Origin of the sequence: Bradyrhizobium sp. 4 (assembly GCF_023100905.1) — a bacterium.
In the GTDB taxonomy this organism is placed as follows: Bacteria; Pseudomonadota; Alphaproteobacteria; order Rhizobiales; family Xanthobacteraceae; genus Bradyrhizobium.
Genome location: NZ_CP064686.1, coordinates 2,942,741 through 2,961,589 on the forward strand (window position 1 = coordinate 2,942,741; position 18,849 = coordinate 2,961,589).

Consider the following 18,849-nt stretch of genomic DNA (forward strand, 5'->3'; position numbering starts at 1 on the left):
CGTGTGCTCGAGAGAATCCGAGGCAAATCTACCAGCCGGAATAGTAGCTCCGCCTCGCGTAGTAGCCGCCATAACCGCCATAGCTTCCGTAGGCGCTGTAGGCACTGGGCGGACAATAATCATAGCCGTATCCTCCGCCGTAAGAGGAGTATCCGCCGCCGTAGTAGGGATATGCACCATAGTAGCCGGAGCTTGCGATCGCGCCACCGACGACCGCCCCCGCGACCACTGCGCCGGCGCCCCAGCCACGGTAGCCTCTAGATCCGTAACCTCTGTAGCCATATCCGACGCCGCGATACCCCAAGCCACGATAGCCCAATCCCGCTCCGCGGTAACCTCCGCCCCATCCGCCGCGATAACCCCAGCCTCCGTAGCGCACTTTCATCACGTCGTTATCAAGCGTGGCTCTCATCGCGCCAACATTGGTGGGCAAAGGCGCTGCTTCGCTTTCGGGTACGGAAATCATGGCGCTCGCGACAGTAAGAAATGCTGCCAATGCCCCTTTGATGAACCTCATAATGTCCTCCACCGCGTTGAAATCTCGACTGACCGGCGAGGGAGGGATTCCGTCGCGCCGGCGGCATGACCGTGCATATGAAATGTTGCGATCGTTACAGTGTTTGAGGCCAAGCGTGAGCTGAACCCGCCCGGACTTCAGCTGTAGGAGAGCCGCGACGCTTGATCTGGATCAAGCCAGCTGAGCGAGAGCAGGGGCTAGTTCGCCTCAGCATGCGCGGCATGAGCTGAAGGCGAGTCCGTGAAAACACTCCGCCAGATATTCTCCGGAGACGAGATCATCCAGCTTCTCATCCGGCTGGGGTTGCTGGGGCTGTTGCTCATCTGGGCGCTCCTCCTGGTCCGCCCATTCGTGCCCATATTGGCCTGGAGTGTCGTGCTTGCCGCTGCCCTTAATCCGGTGTTTCGGCGCCTCAGTGACATTCTCGGTGGCCGACCGAAGCTTGCAGCAACGATCCTTACTCTCGTCAATCTTGCTGTTGTGATCGGACCCGCGACCTGGCTGGGCATGGGCGCGGTCGACGGGATCACCGATCTTGCCGCCCAAATGACGGCTGGCGAACTGCACGTGCCTTCGCCGCCGCAGTCTCTCAAGGATTGGCCCGTCATCGGCCCTCAGCTCTTCGATCTCTGGGACCAAGCGACGACCAATCTCCGATCGCTCTTGCGCGCTGTGGTGCCCTACCTGAAGCCATTCGCGGCGACCCTGCTCGGATTTGCAGGCAATGCCGGGGTAGGTACGGTCAAGTTTCTGTTGTCGGTGGCGGTGGCCGGGGTGCTGTTTCCGTATGGACCTCAGCTCGTGGGGGCGGGGCGCAGCTTTCTGTCGCGCGTCGTGCCCGACCAGAGCGAGCACTTTCTCGACCTGGCAGGTGCCACGATCCGTGCTGTGGCCCAAGGCGTGATCGGCGTCGCCATCATCCAGGCATTGCTGGCGGGCATCGGATTCAAGGTGGCCGGCATCGCCAGCGCGGGGCTGCTGGCATTTGCGGTGTTGTTGTTGTCGATCGTGCAAATAGGCGGCGCTATTGTCATCCTGCCGGTCATCATCTGGATCTGGACCGACAAGGAATTTCCGATCGCGCTCCTGCTGACGGTGTTTTTCGTGATCGTTTCGGTTCTCGACAACATCCTGAAACCACTTGTCATGGGCCGCGGCCTGACCACGCCAGCGCTCGTGATCCTGATCGGGGTGATCGGAGGAACCCTCTTCCATGGGATCATCGGCCTCTTCATCGGACCTATCATCCTATCTGTGGTCTGGGAGCTGACGGTGGCCTGGATTCGTACCGAACGTGCCGTGCCGGCGAAACTGGCGATCGAGCTTTGACCCATATCAATTCGACCGAGCCTTTCAGGTAAAGCGATACAACCACGAGGTCGGAACGTGGTGGTGGAAATGTCTGGCCCGCCTGGTCCGGCTGCTGTGGCCGCCGGTGCTGATGCAAGGCTTCGACATGCTCCGACGAGTGCGACGTGAGTGCCATGGATACCATCCTTGTCATCGATGCCGGCTCTTCCCGCCTCAGGTTCCGGATCTATTCGATCGAAGGAGAAGGAAGCCTGCGGCAACAGATCAAGGGACGGATCGACGGGATCGGGCGTTGCCCGCGACTGCAGGCGAGCAGCGCCGGCGGCGATCCGCTTGCCAATCGCGCCTATCCGATCGACGCAGTGCCGGATATTCTGGCCGCACTGAACATTGCAGGCGCCTGGTTGCGGGATGAGCTTCATATCAGCCCCATTGCTATCGGGCACCGCGTCGTTCACGGCGGTGCAGAGCATGACCGGCCGGTCCTGATTGATCATGGGATCCTGGCGCGCCTGGAAGGAATGACCGCGTTGGCGCCGCTTCATCTGCCGCATAATCTGGCGCCCATACGATCGATCCTGACCGACTTCCCAACGCTGCCGCAGGTCGCCTGCTTCGAGACCGCATTTCATCGAGCCCATGCTGCGGTGGCCGATCACTACGCGATCCCTCGTGGGCTTCATGCCGAGGGCGTACGGCGCTATGGATTTCATGGCCTCTCCTACGAATACATCGCGAAGACCTTGCTGAGGGTTGCGCCGGAAATTGCGATGGGACGCGTGATTGTCGCGCATCTCGGGAGCGGGGCATCAATGTGCGCCCTCCATGGAGGACGGAGCGTCGAGAGCACCATGGGCTTCACCGCGATCGACGGACTGCCGATGGAAGCGCGACCAGGGCAGATCGACGCGGGAGTTGTGCTCTATCTCATCTCGGAAAAGGGAATGGCGGCGTCCAGGGTGCAGGAGTTTCTCCACGGGGATTGCGGGCTGAACGGCCTCTCGGGCCTCAGCGGCGATATCCGTCAGCTCGAGGCAAGTGAAGATGTCAACGCGAAATTCGCGATCGACTATTTCGCTCACTGGGTCGGCCTTAACGCCGGTATGCTCTCAGCTGCGTTGCAGGGGCTCGATGCGTTCGTCTTCACCGCCGGGATCGGCGAAAGCTCCGCGTCGATCCGTTTGCGCGTGGCGGAGCGGCTCGCATGGCTCGGTGTCGAGCTTGATGTGGCGCAGAACGCGCGGCAATCGCAGCTGATATCGTCTTCAGCGAGCCGCATTCCGGTTTACGTCGTGCCGTCCGACGTGGATCTCATGATCGCGAGACACACGTTGGCGCTGCTGATGAACAGCAGCGCGACAGCATCAAAGGGGGCATCGTGATCGGTTCTGCTTGATCGGGGTTGCAGTCAAACGTAGAGAGCTTTGGTGGTCGGCGCTTGCCGGATCATCGGACGACTTCTTCGATGTCCGCGCTAGGAGTGCGCAATGGCGGTCCAGTTCCTGCTCGGTACCTTGATCAGCGTGATCAACATCATGATTCACGCGCTGGTGACCGTTGCGGCCATCGACATCGCTCGTACCGCTGGCTTGAAGCATACGGCGCGGCCCCGGTCGCACCTGATGGCCGTGATGGTCACCACTGCTGTCATTTTGATGGTTGCGCACACTGTCGAGGTTCTCATTTGGGCGCTCGCCTATGCGACGGTCGGCGCGGCACCTTCGGGGAGCGATCTGCTATATTTCACCTTCGTGAACTACACCACGCTCGGCTATGGGGACATCACGCCCGCCGCGGGGTGGCGGCTGACGGGACCCATGACAGCGATGAACGGCATCCTGATGTTTGGTTGGTCAACCGCAGTTCTTTTCGAGGTGCTGCGCAAGACGGTGGAGCATCTTGCGGCGATCGCGGCGCCACAGTCTAATTCTGGAGATCGAGGCTAGCGAGCTTCAGCCTGTCCAGCAGCACGATCTGGCGCTGGGTGTTTCCGATGAAGCCGAGGATGCCGAGCTCATGCAACCGCGAAAGTGCCCGGGATACGGTTTCCAGCGTTAATCCGAGATAGTCAGCGATATCGCGCCGCGACATCGGCAGCGCCATGATCCCGGCGGCCGTCAGCCGCTTGTCCATCTCGATCAGGAAGGCTGCGACCCGCTCCAGCGACGTCTTGCGGCCGAGCAGCAGCATATGGTCTTCCGCATGCTGAAGGTTGGTCGTGGTCATGCTCAGCAGGTTACGAGCCACCACGGCGTCGTCCTGCGCAACCAGCTCGAGACTTTGGCGCCTCACGAGGCGAACCGTGGTGTCGACGATCGCTTCCGTCGTGAACCTGTGCGCGCTGCCGTTTTCCAGCCCGAAGATGTCGCCCGCAAGGTGAAATGCGCCGATTTGGCGTCGGCCGTCCGACAGGAGCTTGTAGCTCCGCACAGCACCCTTCTTCACCTGATAGACGTACTCCGCGGCCTCCTTTTCGCCGTAGACTTCCGAGCCCTTCTTATAGGTAAATTCGTTTAGACTGATGATTGGATTTGACTCGGTGTTTAGCCCGAGCTCCCGGAGCGAATGAAGCGGCGAAGAGGCGTCGGCAGCGGTGCGAACGAACATGGCCAACTCCCGAACTGATGGTGGCGCGATATTTCCATGGCCGGGAGTAAGGAGCCGCCGAAAATCCGCTTCCCGCGAGGGTTGTTTAGGTCATAAGTGGGGTTTTCAACCATTGTCTGTAGGTGCATTGTACCAAGGTACAGGTAGGGTTCGATGCGCTGGATTGAGAACCCGTCAGAGTGTCTGTCAGATGGTGCGGCAATATGCCGAAAACGGACGCTCCGTTCGCGGTTGTGGCATCCCAATCTGGCTGCTTTGCTCAGGCATTAACGGCACGTCTGGTTGCTGCATTTGAAGTACCCGTCGAGGGAGAAAAACTTGCCCGGCTTCGTTTATGTCGTGGACGACGACGCATCCTTCCGGATGGCGATCCAGCGTCGACTCAAACTGGCCGGGTATGAAGTTGTGACCTACGCGTCCGCGCAGCAGCTACTGGATGATCCGCCAGGGTCCAGCCATCCGGGATGTATCTTGCTTGATGTGCAGCTTCCGGGCCTGAGCGGGCCGGAGTTGCAAACCTCGCTCGTCCAATGCCAGTCGCCGCTGCCCATCGTCTTCCTGACTGGACATGCCGATACCGCGACGACGGTCCGTGCGATCAAGGCCGGCGCGGAGGACTTTCTGACCAAGCCGGTATCGTCAGAACAGTTGATCGATGCGATTGAGCGCGCGATGGCTCAACAGGAGGCGGTGCGCAGCCAACAGAGCAAGCTCGATTCGCTGCGTTCTCGCTTGACGTCTCTGTCGCGGCGTGAACGACAGGTGTTCGACCTGATCGTACGCGGTAAAATCAACAAGCAGATCGCCTATGAGCTTGGAACGACCGAACGTACGGTGAAAGCGCACCGCCACCAAGTGATGACTAAGATGCAGGTACTGTCGTTTGCCGAACTGGTGTCCGCTGCCGAGCGGCTCGGCCTTCTGGATTCGGAAAAGGCGTAGTGCAGGCCTATTTTCGTGCGCTTCGTCAGGTCTGCGGTGAGACCTGTACGATGGGCCAATATGAAATGTTATTGACATAGTTCGGCCTGGACCGCCTACATACCGGCGTCGTTAGCCGTCGGATTAGCGCAGGAACCATTGCCGCGTAGCGTCGTTGCGACGCAAGTGCCGGGTTTCCAATCAGAAAGACGGGTCCATTGTTTGCACGTAAGTCGATTTACGTCGTGGATGATGATTCATCGATGCGCCGAAGCTTGGAGCGGCTGCTTCGGAAGCACGGCTTTGATGCGGTTGCTTTTGATTCCGCCGCCGCGCTGCTTCGTTATGGCTGCTTCGACGAGGCGTGCTGCATCGTTCTGGATATCAATCTGAACGGAGAGTCGGGCATCTCACTTCGCCGCAGGCTCGCTAGCGAGGGTGCCACGACCCCCATCATCTACATTACCGGCAACGACTGCCAGGCGAATCAAGTGGCCGCGATTCAGTCCGGGTGCGCCGCCTATCTGGCCAAGCCCTTCGCGGCAAGCGCACTCATCGACTCCATTGAACGCGCCTGCGCCGGGCATAACTGATCTCGCCGTTGCTCACTCCTCGATATCCTGCTCCAGCGTCTGAGCGGGCGCGCCATTGTGAGCTGAGGCGAATTGTGCCAGCGGCAACGATGTCGTCAGAGACAGAAGATTGGAATCGGTGACCTCGAGCACCAGCGCCTTGCCGGCTTCCATGTCCTTGACGAACTTGGGATCGGCGGCGTCGGCGGCGATACAGGCATTGCTCAGGCACCAGGTGTAGGGCAACGACTGGGAATGTCCCTGATCGACGGTCAGCTTGGCAGGCCGTTGCAGATACATCCCGACGGGGACAAACACTTGTAGCCGGGCAGTGGGGTCGGCGTCACGCTCGATCAGGTCCACGCGCACCGCCATCTGGCCCGTTGCAAACTTGCCGGTGATCGAGGTCCGGCACAGCATCGGCGCACCGCCGGGCTTGACGCAAAGCTTCCGCCAGTCGCCATAGGTGATGTCTCTGGCTTCGCGCTGTCCGCGAGGCGCGAATTCGGTGGGTTTTGCCTCGCGCGCATGCTGTTGCGCTGCAGCATTCTGGGACGAAGCGGGTGCGGCAATAGCCGTTGCGAACAAAAGCAACAGATGGGCTCGCGTAGGCTTACGTCGCGGCTTGAGAGCAGGGTTGATCATATTGCGCCTCCAGGCGTCGGCGTCTGCGGCTACTTTTGCGCATTGAGGAATTTTTCGACCAGTGGTGACCACGTCGCGATCGTGTCGGGCGAGCCGATGAAGAAATGCCCTTCGTTGCCAAAGGGCGGCATCAGATGATATTCGGCCCTGCCGCCGGCAGCGGTAAAGGCGTCATGCATGCGCTTCGACAAGGCCGGACCGAAAAACGTGTCGTTCTCGATATAGAACCACAGCATTGGCACCCGCGAGGTTCGGCCGAAATCGGCAGTTGCTTCGACCAGCTTGTCCGGTGCGCAATTGTTGTTGGGTTTGCCGTCGACGCGCCCGCCGCGTCCTGCGGCGAACGTGATGATTGCCTTCACCTGCGGTGGGTTTGCGCTCGAGAGCGCAATGGACGCCCAGCCGCCCGCGGACTGTCCGACGACGACCACGTCCATCGGCAGAACGCGTTTCTCGGCCACCATGTAGTCGATGATCCAGAGATCGACCTGCGCCACCGCACGCCCGGCGTCGTGGAAGTTCGGATTGGTGCAGTTTCCGACCTTGGAGAAGAACGGTCCATAGAGACCGTGCTCGGGAATATCGATCGCGGCTGCGCCGTAGCCGGTGCCGACTGGTGCCACCACGAGGTAGCCGCGCTTGGCAAACCACTTGGCGGCGTCGCGGAACTCCACCAGCGGGAAGAAGCTGCGATCGACGGCCTTGAGCGACACGCCGTGGTTCATGATCGCCAGCGGGAAGGGGCCGTCGCCGACGGGCCGCACGACATAGGCGAACATCGGCAGCGGTAGCGGCAGGGCCCACATCTCTTCCTGGATCCGGACATTGTCGTCGGCGCGTACAGGGGCAAAAAAGCAGGCCGAAATGCTCAATGCCGCCGCCAGGTAGGTCACTGTTGACCGCAAATTCACGCGCGCCTCCTTCAACCGGCGAAAGTGCTGGCCACGATGATCGGTCCAAGCACGGTCAGCACAACATTGCCGACAGCGTAAGGCACGGCGACCCCGAGCACGGGCGTCTGGCTTTCTGCAACTTCGCAGGCGCCGGTAACGGCGGCGTCGACGGTCATGGCGCCGGCCAGCGCGCCGCAGATGATGACCGGGTTCATGCGGAGCACGCGATGGGCAAACAGGGTCGTCACGATCAGCGGCACCAGCGTGACCACCAGGCCCATGCCGACCAGCAGCATGCCTTGCGACTGGATCGCGACCCAGGCTGCGTGGCCGTTGCCGAGCCCGATCGCCGCGATGAAGCCGCCAAGGCCGAGATCGCTCAGCGTCTGCTGCGCTGCGGGCGGCATTGCGCCCATTGTCGGCCGCCGCGAGCGTAGCCAGCCGCAGAAGAGCCCCGCAATCAGGGCGCCGCCGCCACCTCCCAACGTCAGGGGCACCGACCCGATCTTTACGCTTGCGAGACCGGCGAGCAGACCCACGGCGATGCCTGCGGCAAGGAATGCAATGTCGGTGCGATCTTCGGAGCGCAGAATCTGTCCTACATGCGAGGCGGCGCGCTCGATGTTGCGGGTGCTGCCGACCAGCGTCATGACGTCACCGACATAGACGCGGGTGTCCGCGCTCAAGGGGACTTCACGTCCCATTCGCGTCAAGGTTCGGAGGAACACGCCTCGTGCGGCATCGCCGACACGATCGGCCACGTCCTTGACGGAGCGGCCATGGAGCTTGCGATTGTCGACAAGGACGTCGATCACGTTGCCCGGAAGCGCCTTCAGGATCTCATCGGCGTCGATTTCTGTGCCAACGATCGGTTTCGCGGCGACAATGGCGGCGGTGCGTCCCGCGATGACGATGTCGTCGCTCACTTGAAGGACGGTGTCGCGATGCGGCTCGACATCGGCGCCCTGGCGCACGATCCGCTCGATCACGCTGCGGCTGCCGATCTCGTCTTCGACGGCGCCGACGGTCCGTCCCGCCGCTGCCGACACCCGGTACGCGCGCGCCTGGAATTTTCGATAATGCAGATTCTCATTTTGTTGCGGGTTGCCACCCGAAAGCTCCGCCTCGAGCTTTGCAGCTTCCGCTTTCAGATCGATCCCCATCAATTTCGGCGCGACAAACGGCACGTACAGGAGCGTGAGGATATAGCCGAGCACGTAGGTGACGGCGTAGCCGGCGGCGATATTGGCGTCCTGCTGCTGCAGCACCTCTTTGGCCAGTCCAAGCTGGGCTAGCGCGCCAGATGCGGTGCCGATGACCGACGACTGTGTCAGAGCTCCCGCTGCAAGACCGGAGGCGGTGCCGGGACCGAGCGCGAACACATGGGCAAATACGAGAACGATGATGAGGCCGGTACCACCAAGCACGAGCGCGAGCGCGACCTGAGCCAGGGTCCGGATGCTCAGCGAGGCAAAGAACTCGGGTCCGGACCGGTAGCCGATCGTGAACACGAACAGGCTGAAGAGAATGACCCTGAGCAGGGAAGGAAACGTGAAGGTGCCGAGCTGCCCGATCAGGACGGCAACGATGAGCGTGCACGCCGTGGTGCCGATCGAAAAGCCGCGGATCCGGACGCGGCCAAGGATGGTCCCGAGCGCGACTGACAGCAGCAGGAAGATTTCCGGAGCGGCGGAGATGATCCATCTGACCGTGCTCATGGTGCAGGCCCTCCAGCCATTTGCGCCAATCTGGTTGGTGATACCCGGCGATGCTTGATCCAGATCAACCCTCGCGATCGGCCAGACGCTCCCTATTCAAGCGCAGGATTTCAGAACCCGACGTTGGGACATGAGCACGATGGATGCCACCGCTGCTTCGTCGATACGCCGCGACGAAACGCTGCCAGTCGCGCTGTTGCTGGCCTTCACCGGTGGCTACCTCGACGCCTATACGTGGATCATCCACGGCGTCATGGCTAACGCCCAGACGGCCAATCTCGTCCTGCTGTGGGTTTATGGCTCGGTCGGCGACTGGACGAAGGCGCTCCACTTCGTCCCACCGATCCTTGCGTTCGCGGTCGGTATTGTCGCCGCGTCATGGCTGCGTCGGGCGGCGCGCGAGCGCGCCAGTGCCATCAGCACGCTGCTCGAGATTCTCCTGCTCGTCATCATCGCAGTCTTGCACAATCGCTTGCCGGATCTCGCGGGAACGCTTGGGATTTCGTTCGTCGCCGCCGTACAGAGCGCCGTTTTCACGAGGGTTGAGGGCGTGCTCTACAGCTCCGTCATGATCACGGGCAACATGCGGCAAGCGATTGAAGGCATGTTCGCTGTGGCCTCCCGGAATGGCTCGCTACGGCCGCCAGGCATTTTTGCTGTCTTGTGCATCACGTTCGGCCTTGGCGCCGCTCTTGGCGCCTTCGCGACCAAGCAGATCCCGGACCTGGCGCTCGGTGTCCCCGTGATCGCGCTCCTGGTTGTGCTGTTGCGTTGCGAAAGTCCGGACGACGAGGCCAGCCCATGACCTCATCGGACCGTAGATCGCGCCGGCCCTTCCTGTTTCCGCCCGCGGCTTGGCTGGCGGGGTATCACAGTGCCTGGCTGCGTTCGGACGCGATCGCCGGAATCACCCTCGCGGCTTATGCGATCCCCGTGTCACTGGCCTATGCCACGCTGGCGGGCCTGCCGCCCCAGATCGGAATCTACGGCTACATGCTCGGCGGCATCGGCTATGCGCTGCTCGGGTCGTCGCGCCAGCTTGCGGTCGGTCCGACCTCGGCGATCTCGCTGATGATTGCGGCGACGGTTGGGACATTGTCCGGCGGAGACGCGGCGAAATACGCCGAGATCGCAAGCCTGGCCGCATGCGCGGTGGCGCTGCTGTGCCTGACCGCATGGTTGTTCAAGCTCAGCGTTCTCGTCCGCCTGGTGAGCGACAGTATCCTGGTCGGCTTCAAGGCCGGCGCGGGACTTACCATCATGATGAGCCAGTTGCCGAGCCTGTTCGGCGTCGCCGGAGGCGGTCACAATTTTTTCGATCGCGCCATCAAGCTCGCCGGTCAGCTCGGCGGCATCAATTGGCTGGTTCTGGCGATCGGAGCCCTCGCCCTCTTGTTCCTGTTGGTGGGAGAACGGCGGCTGCCCGGAAGGCCGGTCGGGCTCACGATCATGGCGTTGTCGATTGTCGTGGCGACATTGCTTGGCCTTCCGTCCCTTGGCGTGCCGGTCACCGGGAAAATCCCAGAGGGATTGCCGGCTATCGGGTTGCCGAGTTTTGGCCTGTTGGAGCCCGACGAGCTCTTCCCGCTGGCTGCGGGATGCGTGCTCCTGGCCTATATCGAAGGCGTCTCCGCCGCCCGCAGCTTTGCTGCCAAACACGGCTATGCGCTCGATGTCCGGCAGGAGTTTTTGGGGCTGGGCGCGGCGAACCTCGTTACCGCCTTCGGCCACGGCTATCCCGTGGCCGGCGGGCTGTCGCAATCCGCGGTCAACGACAATGCCGGAGCGCGCACGCCGCTGGCCCTGGTGATCTGCTCGGTGACGCTTGCGCTATGCCTGCTGTTCTTCACGGGGTTGTTGACGAACCTACCCAAGGCAGTGCTTGCGGCGATCGTCTTTGCCGCCGTCTACAGGCTGGTGGACATCCGCGCGCTGTTGCGAATGTGGCAAGTCAGCCGCATCGACTTTCATGCCGCGGCGATTGCGCTGCTGGCCGTGTTGCTCCTGGGGATATTGCAAGGCGTCCTGCTGGCGGCTATTGCGTCGATCGTTCTGCTGCTGGCGCGGGCCTCGCGTCCGAATGTCGCATTCCTCGGCCGGCTCCCCGGTACTGGCCGTTACTCCGACAATGCGAGGCACGATGGCGTCGAGCCATTGGTCGGCATCATCGCGTTTCGACCCGAAGCCTCGCTGCTTTACATCAATGCTGAAACGATCCTGGAAACAGTGTTAGGCACCTTGCCGCTATCGGTCGGCGTCAGGCTGGTTGTCTGCGATCTGTCGGCATCACCCTACATCGATCTGGCCGGCGCGCGCATGTTGCATGATCTCTATGACGAACTCGCCTCCCGAAATATCACCTTCCGCATCGTCGGCGCGCACGCGCAATTGCGCGATCTGCTGCGGGCTGAGGGGCTGGCGGAAAAGACCGACAGCGGGGCGTGGCTTCGTTCGGTCGACAGCGTGATCGGGGAAAGCATGACCGGACAATCATCTGATCCCAATCCATAGGATCCGCCCGACTTATTGGCAGGTCGGCTCTGATGCGATCTCACCATCGTCCTCGATCCGTCATGCGGCAGCGCTTTGGACGATGTCGCACCGGAAATTACTCCAGGCCTCTTCAAGATGCTCGACCCTTGACTTGGATCAATAGACCGAGGTGAGCGGGCACCACGATCCTAGCCGCGACATCGCAAAGATCCGGAGAGAGACATGTCCAAGGACGCCAAGGCTGCAGAAAAGCGCATCGATCAGTTCATTTCCGGGCCCGGCGGCCGGGCGGACGACTGGCGCGATCTGGTCGAAGCAGCCAAAGCATGGGCGCGCGCCGGCGATCGCGCCAGGTACGATGCGGCACTGGCCGATCTCTCCGTCATTGAAGAGTTTCACGGGTATCCTGGGCTACAACTGATGGCCGCTTTGCGCGAAGCGGCCTCGGCCGGGGATGCGGCGGGTTCACTTGGTCTTGCGACGCGGATTACGCAGGCCCTGATGACAAGATCCTTCCGCCAACATGCCGGCGATTGGGATCCCAAGGACGACGGCAGTGGCGACGCACCCGAACTCGTGTCCTCGACTTTCGGCTCACATGCAGCTCGGCGACCCTATTTCGAAACGTTGGTCGTCACCGGCATCTCCTCCGAGAAGTGGCCGGCTCTCGCTGCCGAATGGCGCAAGTTGCGCCGTCCGGTCGATTCTTTCGTCTATGAGCCGGTGATCGTCGGCAGCCTCGAGGACGCCTTCTGCGCGACAATGCTCAACCCCAATATCGCCGCCGTCGTCATCAACGAAGGTTTCGGCCTGCGCTCGCGTCACGACGCGCCGATACTCCGCACCATGACCGCCGCCGCCGGCATCAATGACGAGGCGGACGCGTCCGCGCTCCGGCTCGCGCACGTCATCAAGCGGGTCCGTCCCGAGCTCGACATCTATCTGATGTCGAATCGCGACGTGGAGGCAATGGCGGGGAACCCCGAAGCCAATGTGGTCCGGCGGATATTCTACTCCATCGAAGAGCTCCTCGAACTCCATCTCTCTATCCTCGAAGGGATCCAGGACCGCTTCGATACGCCATTCTTCGACAATCTCAAGAAATACGCGCAACGCCCGATCGGCACGTTCCACGCGCTGCCGATCGCTCGCGGCAAGTCTGTCTTCAGGTCGGATTGGATCCGCGATATGGGCGAGTTCTACGGCTTGAACCTGTTCCTGGCCGAAAGCAGCGCGACCACCGGCGGCCTCGACAGCCTGCTGGAGCCGACCGGCACCATCAAGAAAGCACAGGACAAGGCGGCGCGAGCGCTCGGCGCCGATCGCGTGTTCTTCGTGACCAACGGCACCTCGACTTCAAACAAGATGGCAGTGCAGGCGCTGCTTGGGCCGGGCGACATCGCGATCGTCGATCGCAACTGTCACAAGTCGCACCACTACGGCATGGTGCTGGCCGGCGCCCAGCCGATCTATGTCGAAGCGTTCCCGATGACGGAGTATTCGATGTACGGCGCGGTGCCGCTGAAGACCATCAAGCAGGCGCTGTTGAACGCGAGGGCCGACGGCAGGCTGGACCGCGTCAAGATGCTCGACCTGACCAACTGCACCTTCGACGGCCACATCTACAACACCCGACGAGTGATGGAGGAGTGTCTCGCGATCAAGCCGGATCTGATCTTCCTGTGGGACGAAGCCTGGTTCGGCTTCGCGCGCTTCTCGCCGTTCCTGCGGCGACGGACCGCGATGGGCGCCGCCAACGAGATCGAGGCCTGGATGCACGACTCGAAATCGGTCGCGGCTTACGAGAAGCAGCAGGCCGAGCTCGGCAAGACTCCGTCGGACGAGGTACTGCTCAAGACTCGTCTCATCCCGGATCCGCGTCAGATTCGGTTGCGCGTCTACCAGACCAACTCGACCCACAAGTCGATGTCGGCGATCCGGCAGGGCTCGATGCTCTCGGTCAAGGACGTCGAATTCCACACCGTCGAGCAGCAGTTCAAGGAGGCGGTGTTTACGCACGCGTCGACCAGCCCCAACCAGCAACTCATCGCGAGCCTCGATGTCTCGCGGCGCCAGATGGAGCTTGAGGGCTACGGTCTCGTCGCCAACGCAATCGAAATCGCGTTCGCGATCCGCAGGGCGGTCAACGGCAATCCGCTGATCTCGAAATACTTCCGGATTCTCGGCGCGGACGCGATGGTGCCGGCGCAATATCGCCAGAGCGGCTTCACCGACTATCTCGCAACAGGCATGAACTGGGCGAGCATCCTGAAGAGCCTGGACGACGACGAGTTCTGCCTTGATCCGACCCGCATGACCTTGGTGTGCGGCACCGCCGGCTACGACGGCACGCAGTTCAAGGGCATCCTTGCCAATGATTACAATATCCAGATCAACAAGACGTCGCGCAATTCGGTGCTATTCCAGTCCAACATCAACAACACCCGTAGCGATGTTGCGCATCTGGTGAGGGTGCTGGCCGAGATCGCGGGCGAGGTCGACCGCGGGCTGGTTCAGGGCGGCGCAAATGCGAAGAAGACCTTCGAGGCTCGGGTCAAAAGCCTGATGACCGATGTGCCCGACCTGCCGAACTTCTCGCAGTTTCACGACAGTTTCCGTGGCGATGCCGGCACCAAGACCAACGAGGGCGACATCCGCAGCGGCTTCTACTCGGCCTATGACGCAGCGGGATGCGAATATATCCGGCTCGGCGATTCCGAGATCGACCGTCGCCTCAAGGCCGGGCCGGACCTCGTCTCCGCGAGTTTCGTGATCCCGTATCCGCCTGGCTTCCCGATCATGGTGCCGGGGCAGGTCATCACCCAGGAAACCATCGACTTCATGCGCAAGCTCGATGTGAAGGAAATCCACGGCTACGACGCCAAGGAAGGGCTGAAGCTCGTACGCGCCGAAGCCCTGGCAAAGATCGGTCGGCCCAAGCCCGGCGCCGCGCCGAAGCTGAAGGCCGCATCATAATAAAGGGGACGGACATGCAAGGGTTTTTCACGTTCTTGCAGCAGAACCCGTTTCTGTTGCTGTTCTTCGTCGTCGGGCTCGCCGTCTGGATCGGCCGGGCCAGCATCAAGGGGTACGGCCTCGGCATGGTTGCCGGCGCCATCGTAGTGGGCGCAGCCCTTTCGGTCTGGGCCTCGACCTACGGCGTGAAGCTTGAGCTCAACACCTTTGCCAAGAGCCTCTTCTACTATCTGTTCATGTATGGCGTCGGCCTGCGCGTGGGGCCGTCCTTCATCAACAGCCTGAAGGGCGATGGGCTGAAATTCTGTATCCTTGCCCTGGTGTCGAGCGTCCTTGGTCTGGCGCTTGTCGTCATCTGCTCAAAACTCTTCGCGCTGCCGATCGGGGCTGCCGGCGGCATGCTGGCGGGGTCGCAGACCATGTCGGCCGCGATCGGTTCGGCCGAGCAAGCCATCACCTCCGGTGTCGTGAAGCTTCCTGACGGCATGAAGGCCGAGGACGCGTCGGGCATGATCGCGCTGTCCTACGGCATCACCTACATCTGGGGCACGGTCGGCATCATCTTGATCTGCAAGTACCTGCCGCGCTGGTGGGGCGTCGACGCCAAGGCGGCTGCCAGGCAGTACGAGCAGGAGTTCGGCGTCAAGGATCTCGAAGGCGGCGGCCTGACGGGTTACCGGCAGTTCGGCCTGCGCGCCTACCGGCTCGAAAACCCGGCCCAGGTCGGCATGAGCATCGCCAAATTCCGTGTGATGAATCCCGAATACCGCATCGTCAACGTGGCGCGCGGCGGAGAGCCGCAGGGCGCCGATCCCGAATTCGTCCTGCAAAAGGGCGACGTCGTCGCGCTCGGCGGCTCGACCGAACATCTGACCGACAAGATGGGCCTGATCGGTCCCGAGGTTGCCGACGCCAAGGCGCTCGGCATTCCCATGGATCAGGCGGACATCCTCGTCACCAACAAGGAGATGGCCGGACGGACCTTTGAATCCTTCCGCGATACGGCCATCGCGGGCCAGCTGCAGGTCACCAAGGTGGAACGTGGCGGCGTACAGATCCCTGCGGGTCTCAAGACTGAGTTGCAGCGGATGGACATCGTCTCGGTGGTCGGCATCAAGTCGGCAGTCAGCGAGCTCGGTGAGATGTGGGGACGTATTGCGCGGACCAACACCTCGACCGACCTGTTGACGCTTGCCTCAGGCATGATCATCGGCTTCCTGATCGGGATGATCGAATTTCCAGCCTTCGGCGCCAAGATCGGCCTCGGCAATGCCGGTGGATTGTTGCTGTCCGGCGTGATCGTCTCGTCGCTGGTCTCGCGGCTCCGCTTCTTCGGCAATACGCCGAACGCGGCGCGCAACGTGCTGGAGGATCTCGGCCTCGTGGTCTTCGTCGCCATCGTCGGTATCAATGCCGGCGCCGGACTGTTGGCGCAACTCACGGGCGCGGTTGCCTTGAAGATCTTCGTCGCCGGCTTCATTGCCTGCACGATCCCGCCGTTCATCGTCTGGGCAATCGGCTATCACGTGTTCAAAATCAATCCGGCCGTGTTGATGGGCGGCGTTGCCGGTGCGCGGTCGCACTCCGGTCCGTGCCGTGAAGCCGCGGTGGAAATCCAGAGCTCCGTGCCCTGGATCGGATTCCCGGTCGGCTACGCGGTGTCCGGCATTCTGCTCACCGTGTTCGGCTACTTCGCGATGATCCTGGCTCAATAGCTCGGCGTCACAACCAGAGGAAATAAAACTCATGAGAAAAGTCGCAATCTATGCCGCCCTGGTCGCCTCGCTGGCAGGCGTCGCCGGCTTCAGCACGCCCTCGCGGGCAGAGACCGGTCAGGTGGCCGTTGTCTTCACCAAGGGCGGTTTCATCGTTGGTGTCGGTGGCGGCGAGGGCGTTCTGCTGCTCCGGGGCCACAAATATCCCTTCACCGTCTCGGGCATGAGCGTCGGCTTCACGATCGGCGCCTCGACCACCAAGCTGGTCGGCCGCGCCCTCAACCTGAGGGGGCCGGAGTCGATCGAAGGCTCCTATGCTGTGGGCGGGGCGGGCGGTGCCATCGCGGCCGGCGCAGGTGCCGTTCAGCTGCAAAACGGCAACGGCGTGATTCTGCAGCTCAGCGGACCGAAGGTCGGAGCCGAGCTGTCAGCTGCGGTGGGGGGCGTGACGATAAGTTTGAAGCGCTAGAGCGGCAGTCGGGCCGCTTTGGCGGTCGCGGCGTTCAAGCCAGAATGGCGGCTGCTTCTCTCAGGCACGTAAGTCAGGGAAGCGGCCGCAGATCAGCGCCAGGTTCGGGTGCCAACCGCGTTTCGCGAGGCATCGTCGAAAAGCGGATCACGGCACCCATACCGAGGAGGACATGCCATGCTTCGTTATCTCCTAGCTCTTGCTGCAACCTTCGTTCTTCTCACGGCCACGCTCATTCCTGATGACGCCTATGCCCGCCGCGGAGGCGGTGGCGGCTATCGCGGAGGTGGAGGGGGCATGCGCGCCGGAGGTTTCCATGGCGGCGCCGTTCACGCCGGTCGGATCCATGGCGGAGGCGGACGCCATTACGCAGGAGGTCCGCGGCCAAGCCATCCGATCGCCGGTCGTCCGGGTCGCCCCGGTTACCCTGCTGCGGGCCGTCCCGGCCGTCCGATCGCCGGTTATCCTGGAGGCTATCCGCGATATGGCTATCGAGGCGCGGCTTACGGTGCTGCTGCCGTCGGTGCGGCCGCCGCCGGCGCCTATGGATACTACAACAACAACTACAACAACGGTTGTTATCAGGACACGTATGGCAACTGGGTCTGTCCCAATCAGTACCCGTATTGAAAGAATGCGTTGCTGACGGGCCCGGCGAAGTCCGTCGGCAGCATCGATCGGACCGCGCCCGCCGTGCGGCCCGATCACCTCGTCAATAGCGTTCGGTGACGAAGTTCATCCCGCGCAGGACCGCCTGGTCATTGTAGCGCCCCTTGTCTGAACGCTTCGGCAGCTTCACCTTGTCCTTCTTGATCCGCTTGTGCGGGATAGCCTCCAGGATGTGCGCGATACAGTTCAGCCGCGCCCGCCGCTTGTCGTCGGAGCGAATGATGTACCAAGGCGCGTCCTTCGTGCTCGTCTTCTTGAGCATCAGGTCGCGCGCGCGCGAATAATCATACCAGCGTTTAAAGGATTCGAGGTCCATCGGACTCAGCTTCCATTGCCGCACCGGATCGTCAATGCGGGCGTTGAAGCGGCGCTCCTGCTCGTCCATCCCGACCTCGAGCCAGATCTTGATCAGGATGATGCCGCCGTCGATGGCGTACTTTTCCATCTGCGGGCAGAGCGCGAGGAAACGATCGTGCTCGGCGGGCGAGCAGAACCCCATGACATATTCGACGCCGGCGCGATTGTACCAGCTCCGGTCGAAGATCACGATCTCGCCGCCGGCCGGAAACTGCTTCATGTAGCGCTGGAAGAAAAGCTGCGTCTTTTCGCGATCCGATGGCGCCGGCAGCGCCACCACCCGGAATACGCGCGGGCTGACCTTTTCGGTGATCGCCTTGATCGTACCGCCCTTGCCGGCCGCGTCGCGGCCTTCGAACAGGACGATGACTCGAAGCTTGTTTTCCTTTACATAATCCTGGAGATGGCAAAGCTCGATCTGGAGCTTTTCGAGCTCCTTCTCGTAGTCCTTGCGTTTCATCCGCTCTGAGGCTTCGTCCTTTGCCATGCCGCTCCGCCTTCTCTTAACTCGGCCGAAACGTGATCAGTCGCCCCAGGAAATGATGACGCCGATGTCGCCGGGCACGCCGTCAGGAAAATCGATGACCTGATAGCCGATGCGATAGCCGCGAGGCTTGAGGTATTCGGACCAGAGCTCGAAGATCTCTTTTGGAATTCCCGTCAGCGTTTTCTCCCAGCCCGCCTCCATTTGGTTGATCGCGCGGCCCTTGTCGGTGCACAGGGTGTTCGGGAAGCGATAGACCTGCACTTCGGTCAGGCCGTTGCGAACCGCGCGCTGGATGATGGTCGAGGCGAGCTTGATTTTCTCCTCCTCGGATTTGCCGGACGGTTTGCTCAGCCGTTCGATCAAGTCGCGCTTCTCGGCTTCGGCCGCGGCGGCGAGGCGAACATATTCCTCGGCCTTTCTGGCTTCCTCGAGTGCAGCTTCCTTGCGAATTTGCAGTGCGTTGGGAATGAGCTCATCGATGCCGGGCATGACTGGTACG

Annotated in this window: 18 protein-coding genes; 11 read left to right on the plus strand and 7 right to left on the minus strand. The window is 61.9% G+C overall.

The features are described from left to right. Positions 1-28: 28 nt before the first annotated feature. A complete protein-coding gene (locus IVB45_RS13420) occupies positions 29-412 on the minus strand; it encodes a hypothetical protein (RefSeq protein WP_245287850.1) in 384 nt (127 codons plus the stop codon). 345 nt (positions 413-757) lie between these two features. Between IVB45_RS13420 and IVB45_RS13425 the strand changes: the two genes are divergently transcribed. The 3 genes from IVB45_RS13425 (at position 758) to IVB45_RS13435 (ending at position 3,774) form a co-directional block, all read left to right on the plus strand. Next, positions 758-1,846: an AI-2E family transporter gene (locus IVB45_RS13425; RefSeq protein ID WP_247282356.1), complete on the plus strand. Its 1,089-nt coding sequence runs from the start codon at positions 758-760 to the stop codon at positions 1,844-1,846. A 155-nt stretch (positions 1,847-2,001) separates the two neighbouring features. Beyond that, positions 2,002-3,210, plus strand: a complete 1,209-nt coding sequence (locus tag IVB45_RS13430; protein ID WP_247359651.1) for an acetate kinase — start codon at positions 2,002-2,004, stop codon at positions 3,208-3,210. Positions 3,211-3,315: 105 nt separating this feature from the next. Continuing rightward, the gene (locus tag IVB45_RS13435; protein ID WP_027569336.1) at positions 3,316-3,774 is read left to right on the plus strand and encodes a potassium channel family protein; all 459 of its coding nucleotides are present in this window, start codon (positions 3,316-3,318) and stop codon (positions 3,772-3,774) included. Here the strand turns inward: IVB45_RS13435 and IVB45_RS13440 are convergent. Next, positions 3,752-4,435: a helix-turn-helix domain-containing protein gene (locus tag IVB45_RS13440; RefSeq protein ID WP_027569337.1), complete on the minus strand. Its 684-nt coding sequence runs from the start codon at positions 4,433-4,435 to the stop codon at positions 3,752-3,754. The two genes, IVB45_RS13435 and IVB45_RS13440, sit on opposite strands and share 23 nt — an antisense overlap. 318 nt (positions 4,436-4,753) lie before the next feature. Here IVB45_RS13440 and IVB45_RS13445 point away from each other — a divergent pair, with 318 nt between their 5' ends. Further along, positions 4,754-5,377 (plus strand): response regulator, encoded by a 624-nt coding sequence (locus IVB45_RS13445; RefSeq protein ID WP_247359650.1) that lies wholly within the window; start codon positions 4,754-4,756, stop codon positions 5,375-5,377. 197 nt (positions 5,378-5,574) lie between these two features. Next, positions 5,575-5,949: a response regulator gene (locus IVB45_RS13450; RefSeq protein ID WP_247359649.1), complete on the plus strand. Its 375-nt coding sequence runs from the start codon at positions 5,575-5,577 to the stop codon at positions 5,947-5,949. Positions 5,950-5,961: 12 nt separating this feature from the next. Here the strand turns inward: IVB45_RS13450 and IVB45_RS13455 are convergent, their stop codons facing one another. From IVB45_RS13455 to IVB45_RS13465, 3 genes are read right to left on the minus strand one after another with little or no spacing between them, the layout of a single operon-like run. Beyond that, complete coding sequence (locus IVB45_RS13455) at positions 5,962-6,573, minus strand: invasion associated locus B family protein (protein ID WP_247359648.1); 612 nt, start codon at positions 6,571-6,573, stop codon at positions 5,962-5,964. A gap of 29 nt (positions 6,574-6,602) precedes the next feature. After that, positions 6,603-7,445 (minus strand): dienelactone hydrolase family protein, encoded by an 843-nt coding sequence (locus tag IVB45_RS13460; protein WP_247360153.1) that lies wholly within the window; start codon positions 7,443-7,445, stop codon positions 6,603-6,605. A 50-nt stretch (positions 7,446-7,495) separates the two neighbouring features. Continuing rightward, complete coding sequence (locus IVB45_RS13465; protein ID WP_027569342.1) at positions 7,496-9,184, minus strand: transporter; 1,689 nt, start codon at positions 9,182-9,184, stop codon at positions 7,496-7,498. Between the two features lie 130 nt (positions 9,185-9,314). Between IVB45_RS13465 and IVB45_RS13470 the strand changes: the two genes are divergently transcribed. The 6 genes from IVB45_RS13470 to IVB45_RS13495 all read left to right on the plus strand — a co-directional run bounded on the left by IVB45_RS13470 (position 9,315) and on the right by IVB45_RS13495 (position 17,467). Further along, positions 9,315-9,989 carry a YoaK family protein gene (locus IVB45_RS13470; RefSeq protein WP_027569343.1) on the plus strand — a complete coding sequence of 225 codons (675 nt, stop codon included), beginning with the start codon at positions 9,315-9,317 and terminating at the stop codon, positions 9,987-9,989. Further along, positions 9,986-11,695 (plus strand): SulP family inorganic anion transporter, encoded by a 1,710-nt coding sequence (locus IVB45_RS13475; protein ID WP_247359647.1) that lies wholly within the window; start codon positions 9,986-9,988, stop codon positions 11,693-11,695. Before IVB45_RS13470 ends, IVB45_RS13475 begins: the two co-directional genes overlap by 4 nt. 204 nt (positions 11,696-11,899) lie before the next feature. Beyond that, a complete protein-coding gene (locus tag IVB45_RS13480; RefSeq protein ID WP_247359646.1) occupies positions 11,900-14,653 on the plus strand; it encodes a decarboxylase in 2,754 nt (917 codons plus the stop codon). A 14-nt stretch (positions 14,654-14,667) separates the two neighbouring features. Next, positions 14,668-16,368: a transporter gene (locus tag IVB45_RS13485; protein WP_027569346.1), complete on the plus strand. Its 1,701-nt coding sequence runs from the start codon at positions 14,668-14,670 to the stop codon at positions 16,366-16,368. 31 nt (positions 16,369-16,399) lie between these two features. Then, positions 16,400-16,837: a hypothetical protein gene (locus tag IVB45_RS13490; protein WP_027569347.1), complete on the plus strand. Its 438-nt coding sequence runs from the start codon at positions 16,400-16,402 to the stop codon at positions 16,835-16,837. Positions 16,838-17,014: 177 nt separating this feature from the next. After that, positions 17,015-17,467: a hypothetical protein gene (locus tag IVB45_RS13495; RefSeq protein WP_247359645.1), complete on the plus strand. Its 453-nt coding sequence runs from the start codon at positions 17,015-17,017 to the stop codon at positions 17,465-17,467. Between the two features lie 82 nt (positions 17,468-17,549). On the opposite strand, the gene ppk2 is transcribed toward IVB45_RS13495, so the two are convergent. Together ppk2 and IVB45_RS13505 are read right to left on the minus strand one after the other, a co-directional pair. Then, on the minus strand, positions 17,550-18,350 hold the full coding sequence (gene ppk2 / locus IVB45_RS13500; RefSeq protein ID WP_247282364.1) for a polyphosphate kinase 2: 801 nt from the start codon (positions 18,348-18,350) through the stop codon (positions 17,550-17,552). A 36-nt stretch (positions 18,351-18,386) separates the two neighbouring features. Then, the gene (locus IVB45_RS13505; RefSeq protein ID WP_027569350.1) at positions 18,387-18,839 is read right to left on the minus strand and encodes a hypothetical protein; all 453 of its coding nucleotides are present in this window, start codon (positions 18,837-18,839) and stop codon (positions 18,387-18,389) included. Between the last annotated feature and the right edge of the window lie 10 nt (positions 18,840-18,849).

What these genes read in the sequence shown, in the direction of transcription:
- IVB45_RS13495 (WP_247359645.1), top strand. Translation starts at nt 17,015, where the DNA reads ATGCTTCGTTATCTCCTAGCTCTTGCTGCAACCTTCGTTCTTCTCACG.
- IVB45_RS13420 (WP_245287850.1), bottom strand. Translation starts at nt 412, where the DNA reads ATGAGAGCCACGCTTGATAACGACGTGATGAAAGTGCGCTACGGAGGC.
- IVB45_RS13435 (WP_027569336.1), top strand. Translation starts at nt 3,316, where the DNA reads ATGGCGGTCCAGTTCCTGCTCGGTACCTTGATCAGCGTGATCAACATC.
- IVB45_RS13470 (WP_027569343.1), top strand. Translation starts at nt 9,315, where the DNA reads ATGAGCACGATGGATGCCACCGCTGCTTCGTCGATACGCCGCGACGAA.
- IVB45_RS13430 (WP_247359651.1), top strand. Translation starts at nt 2,002, where the DNA reads ATGGATACCATCCTTGTCATCGATGCCGGCTCTTCCCGCCTCAGGTTC.
- IVB45_RS13440 (WP_027569337.1), bottom strand. Translation starts at nt 4,435, where the DNA reads ATGTTCGTTCGCACCGCTGCCGACGCCTCTTCGCCGCTTCATTCGCTC.
- IVB45_RS13505 (WP_027569350.1), bottom strand. Translation starts at nt 18,839, where the DNA reads ATGCCCGGCATCGATGAGCTCATTCCCAACGCACTGCAAATTCGCAAG.
- ppk2 (WP_247282364.1), bottom strand. Translation starts at nt 18,350, where the DNA reads ATGGCAAAGGACGAAGCCTCAGAGCGGATGAAACGCAAGGACTACGAG.
- IVB45_RS13455 (WP_247359648.1), bottom strand. Translation starts at nt 6,573, where the DNA reads ATGATCAACCCTGCTCTCAAGCCGCGACGTAAGCCTACGCGAGCCCAT.
- IVB45_RS13480 (WP_247359646.1), top strand. Translation starts at nt 11,900, where the DNA reads ATGTCCAAGGACGCCAAGGCTGCAGAAAAGCGCATCGATCAGTTCATT.
- IVB45_RS13465 (WP_027569342.1), bottom strand. Translation starts at nt 9,184, where the DNA reads ATGAGCACGGTCAGATGGATCATCTCCGCCGCTCCGGAAATCTTCCTG.
- IVB45_RS13475 (WP_247359647.1), top strand. Translation starts at nt 9,986, where the DNA reads ATGACCTCATCGGACCGTAGATCGCGCCGGCCCTTCCTGTTTCCGCCC.
- IVB45_RS13485 (WP_027569346.1), top strand. Translation starts at nt 14,668, where the DNA reads ATGCAAGGGTTTTTCACGTTCTTGCAGCAGAACCCGTTTCTGTTGCTG.
- IVB45_RS13490 (WP_027569347.1), top strand. Translation starts at nt 16,400, where the DNA reads ATGAGAAAAGTCGCAATCTATGCCGCCCTGGTCGCCTCGCTGGCAGGC.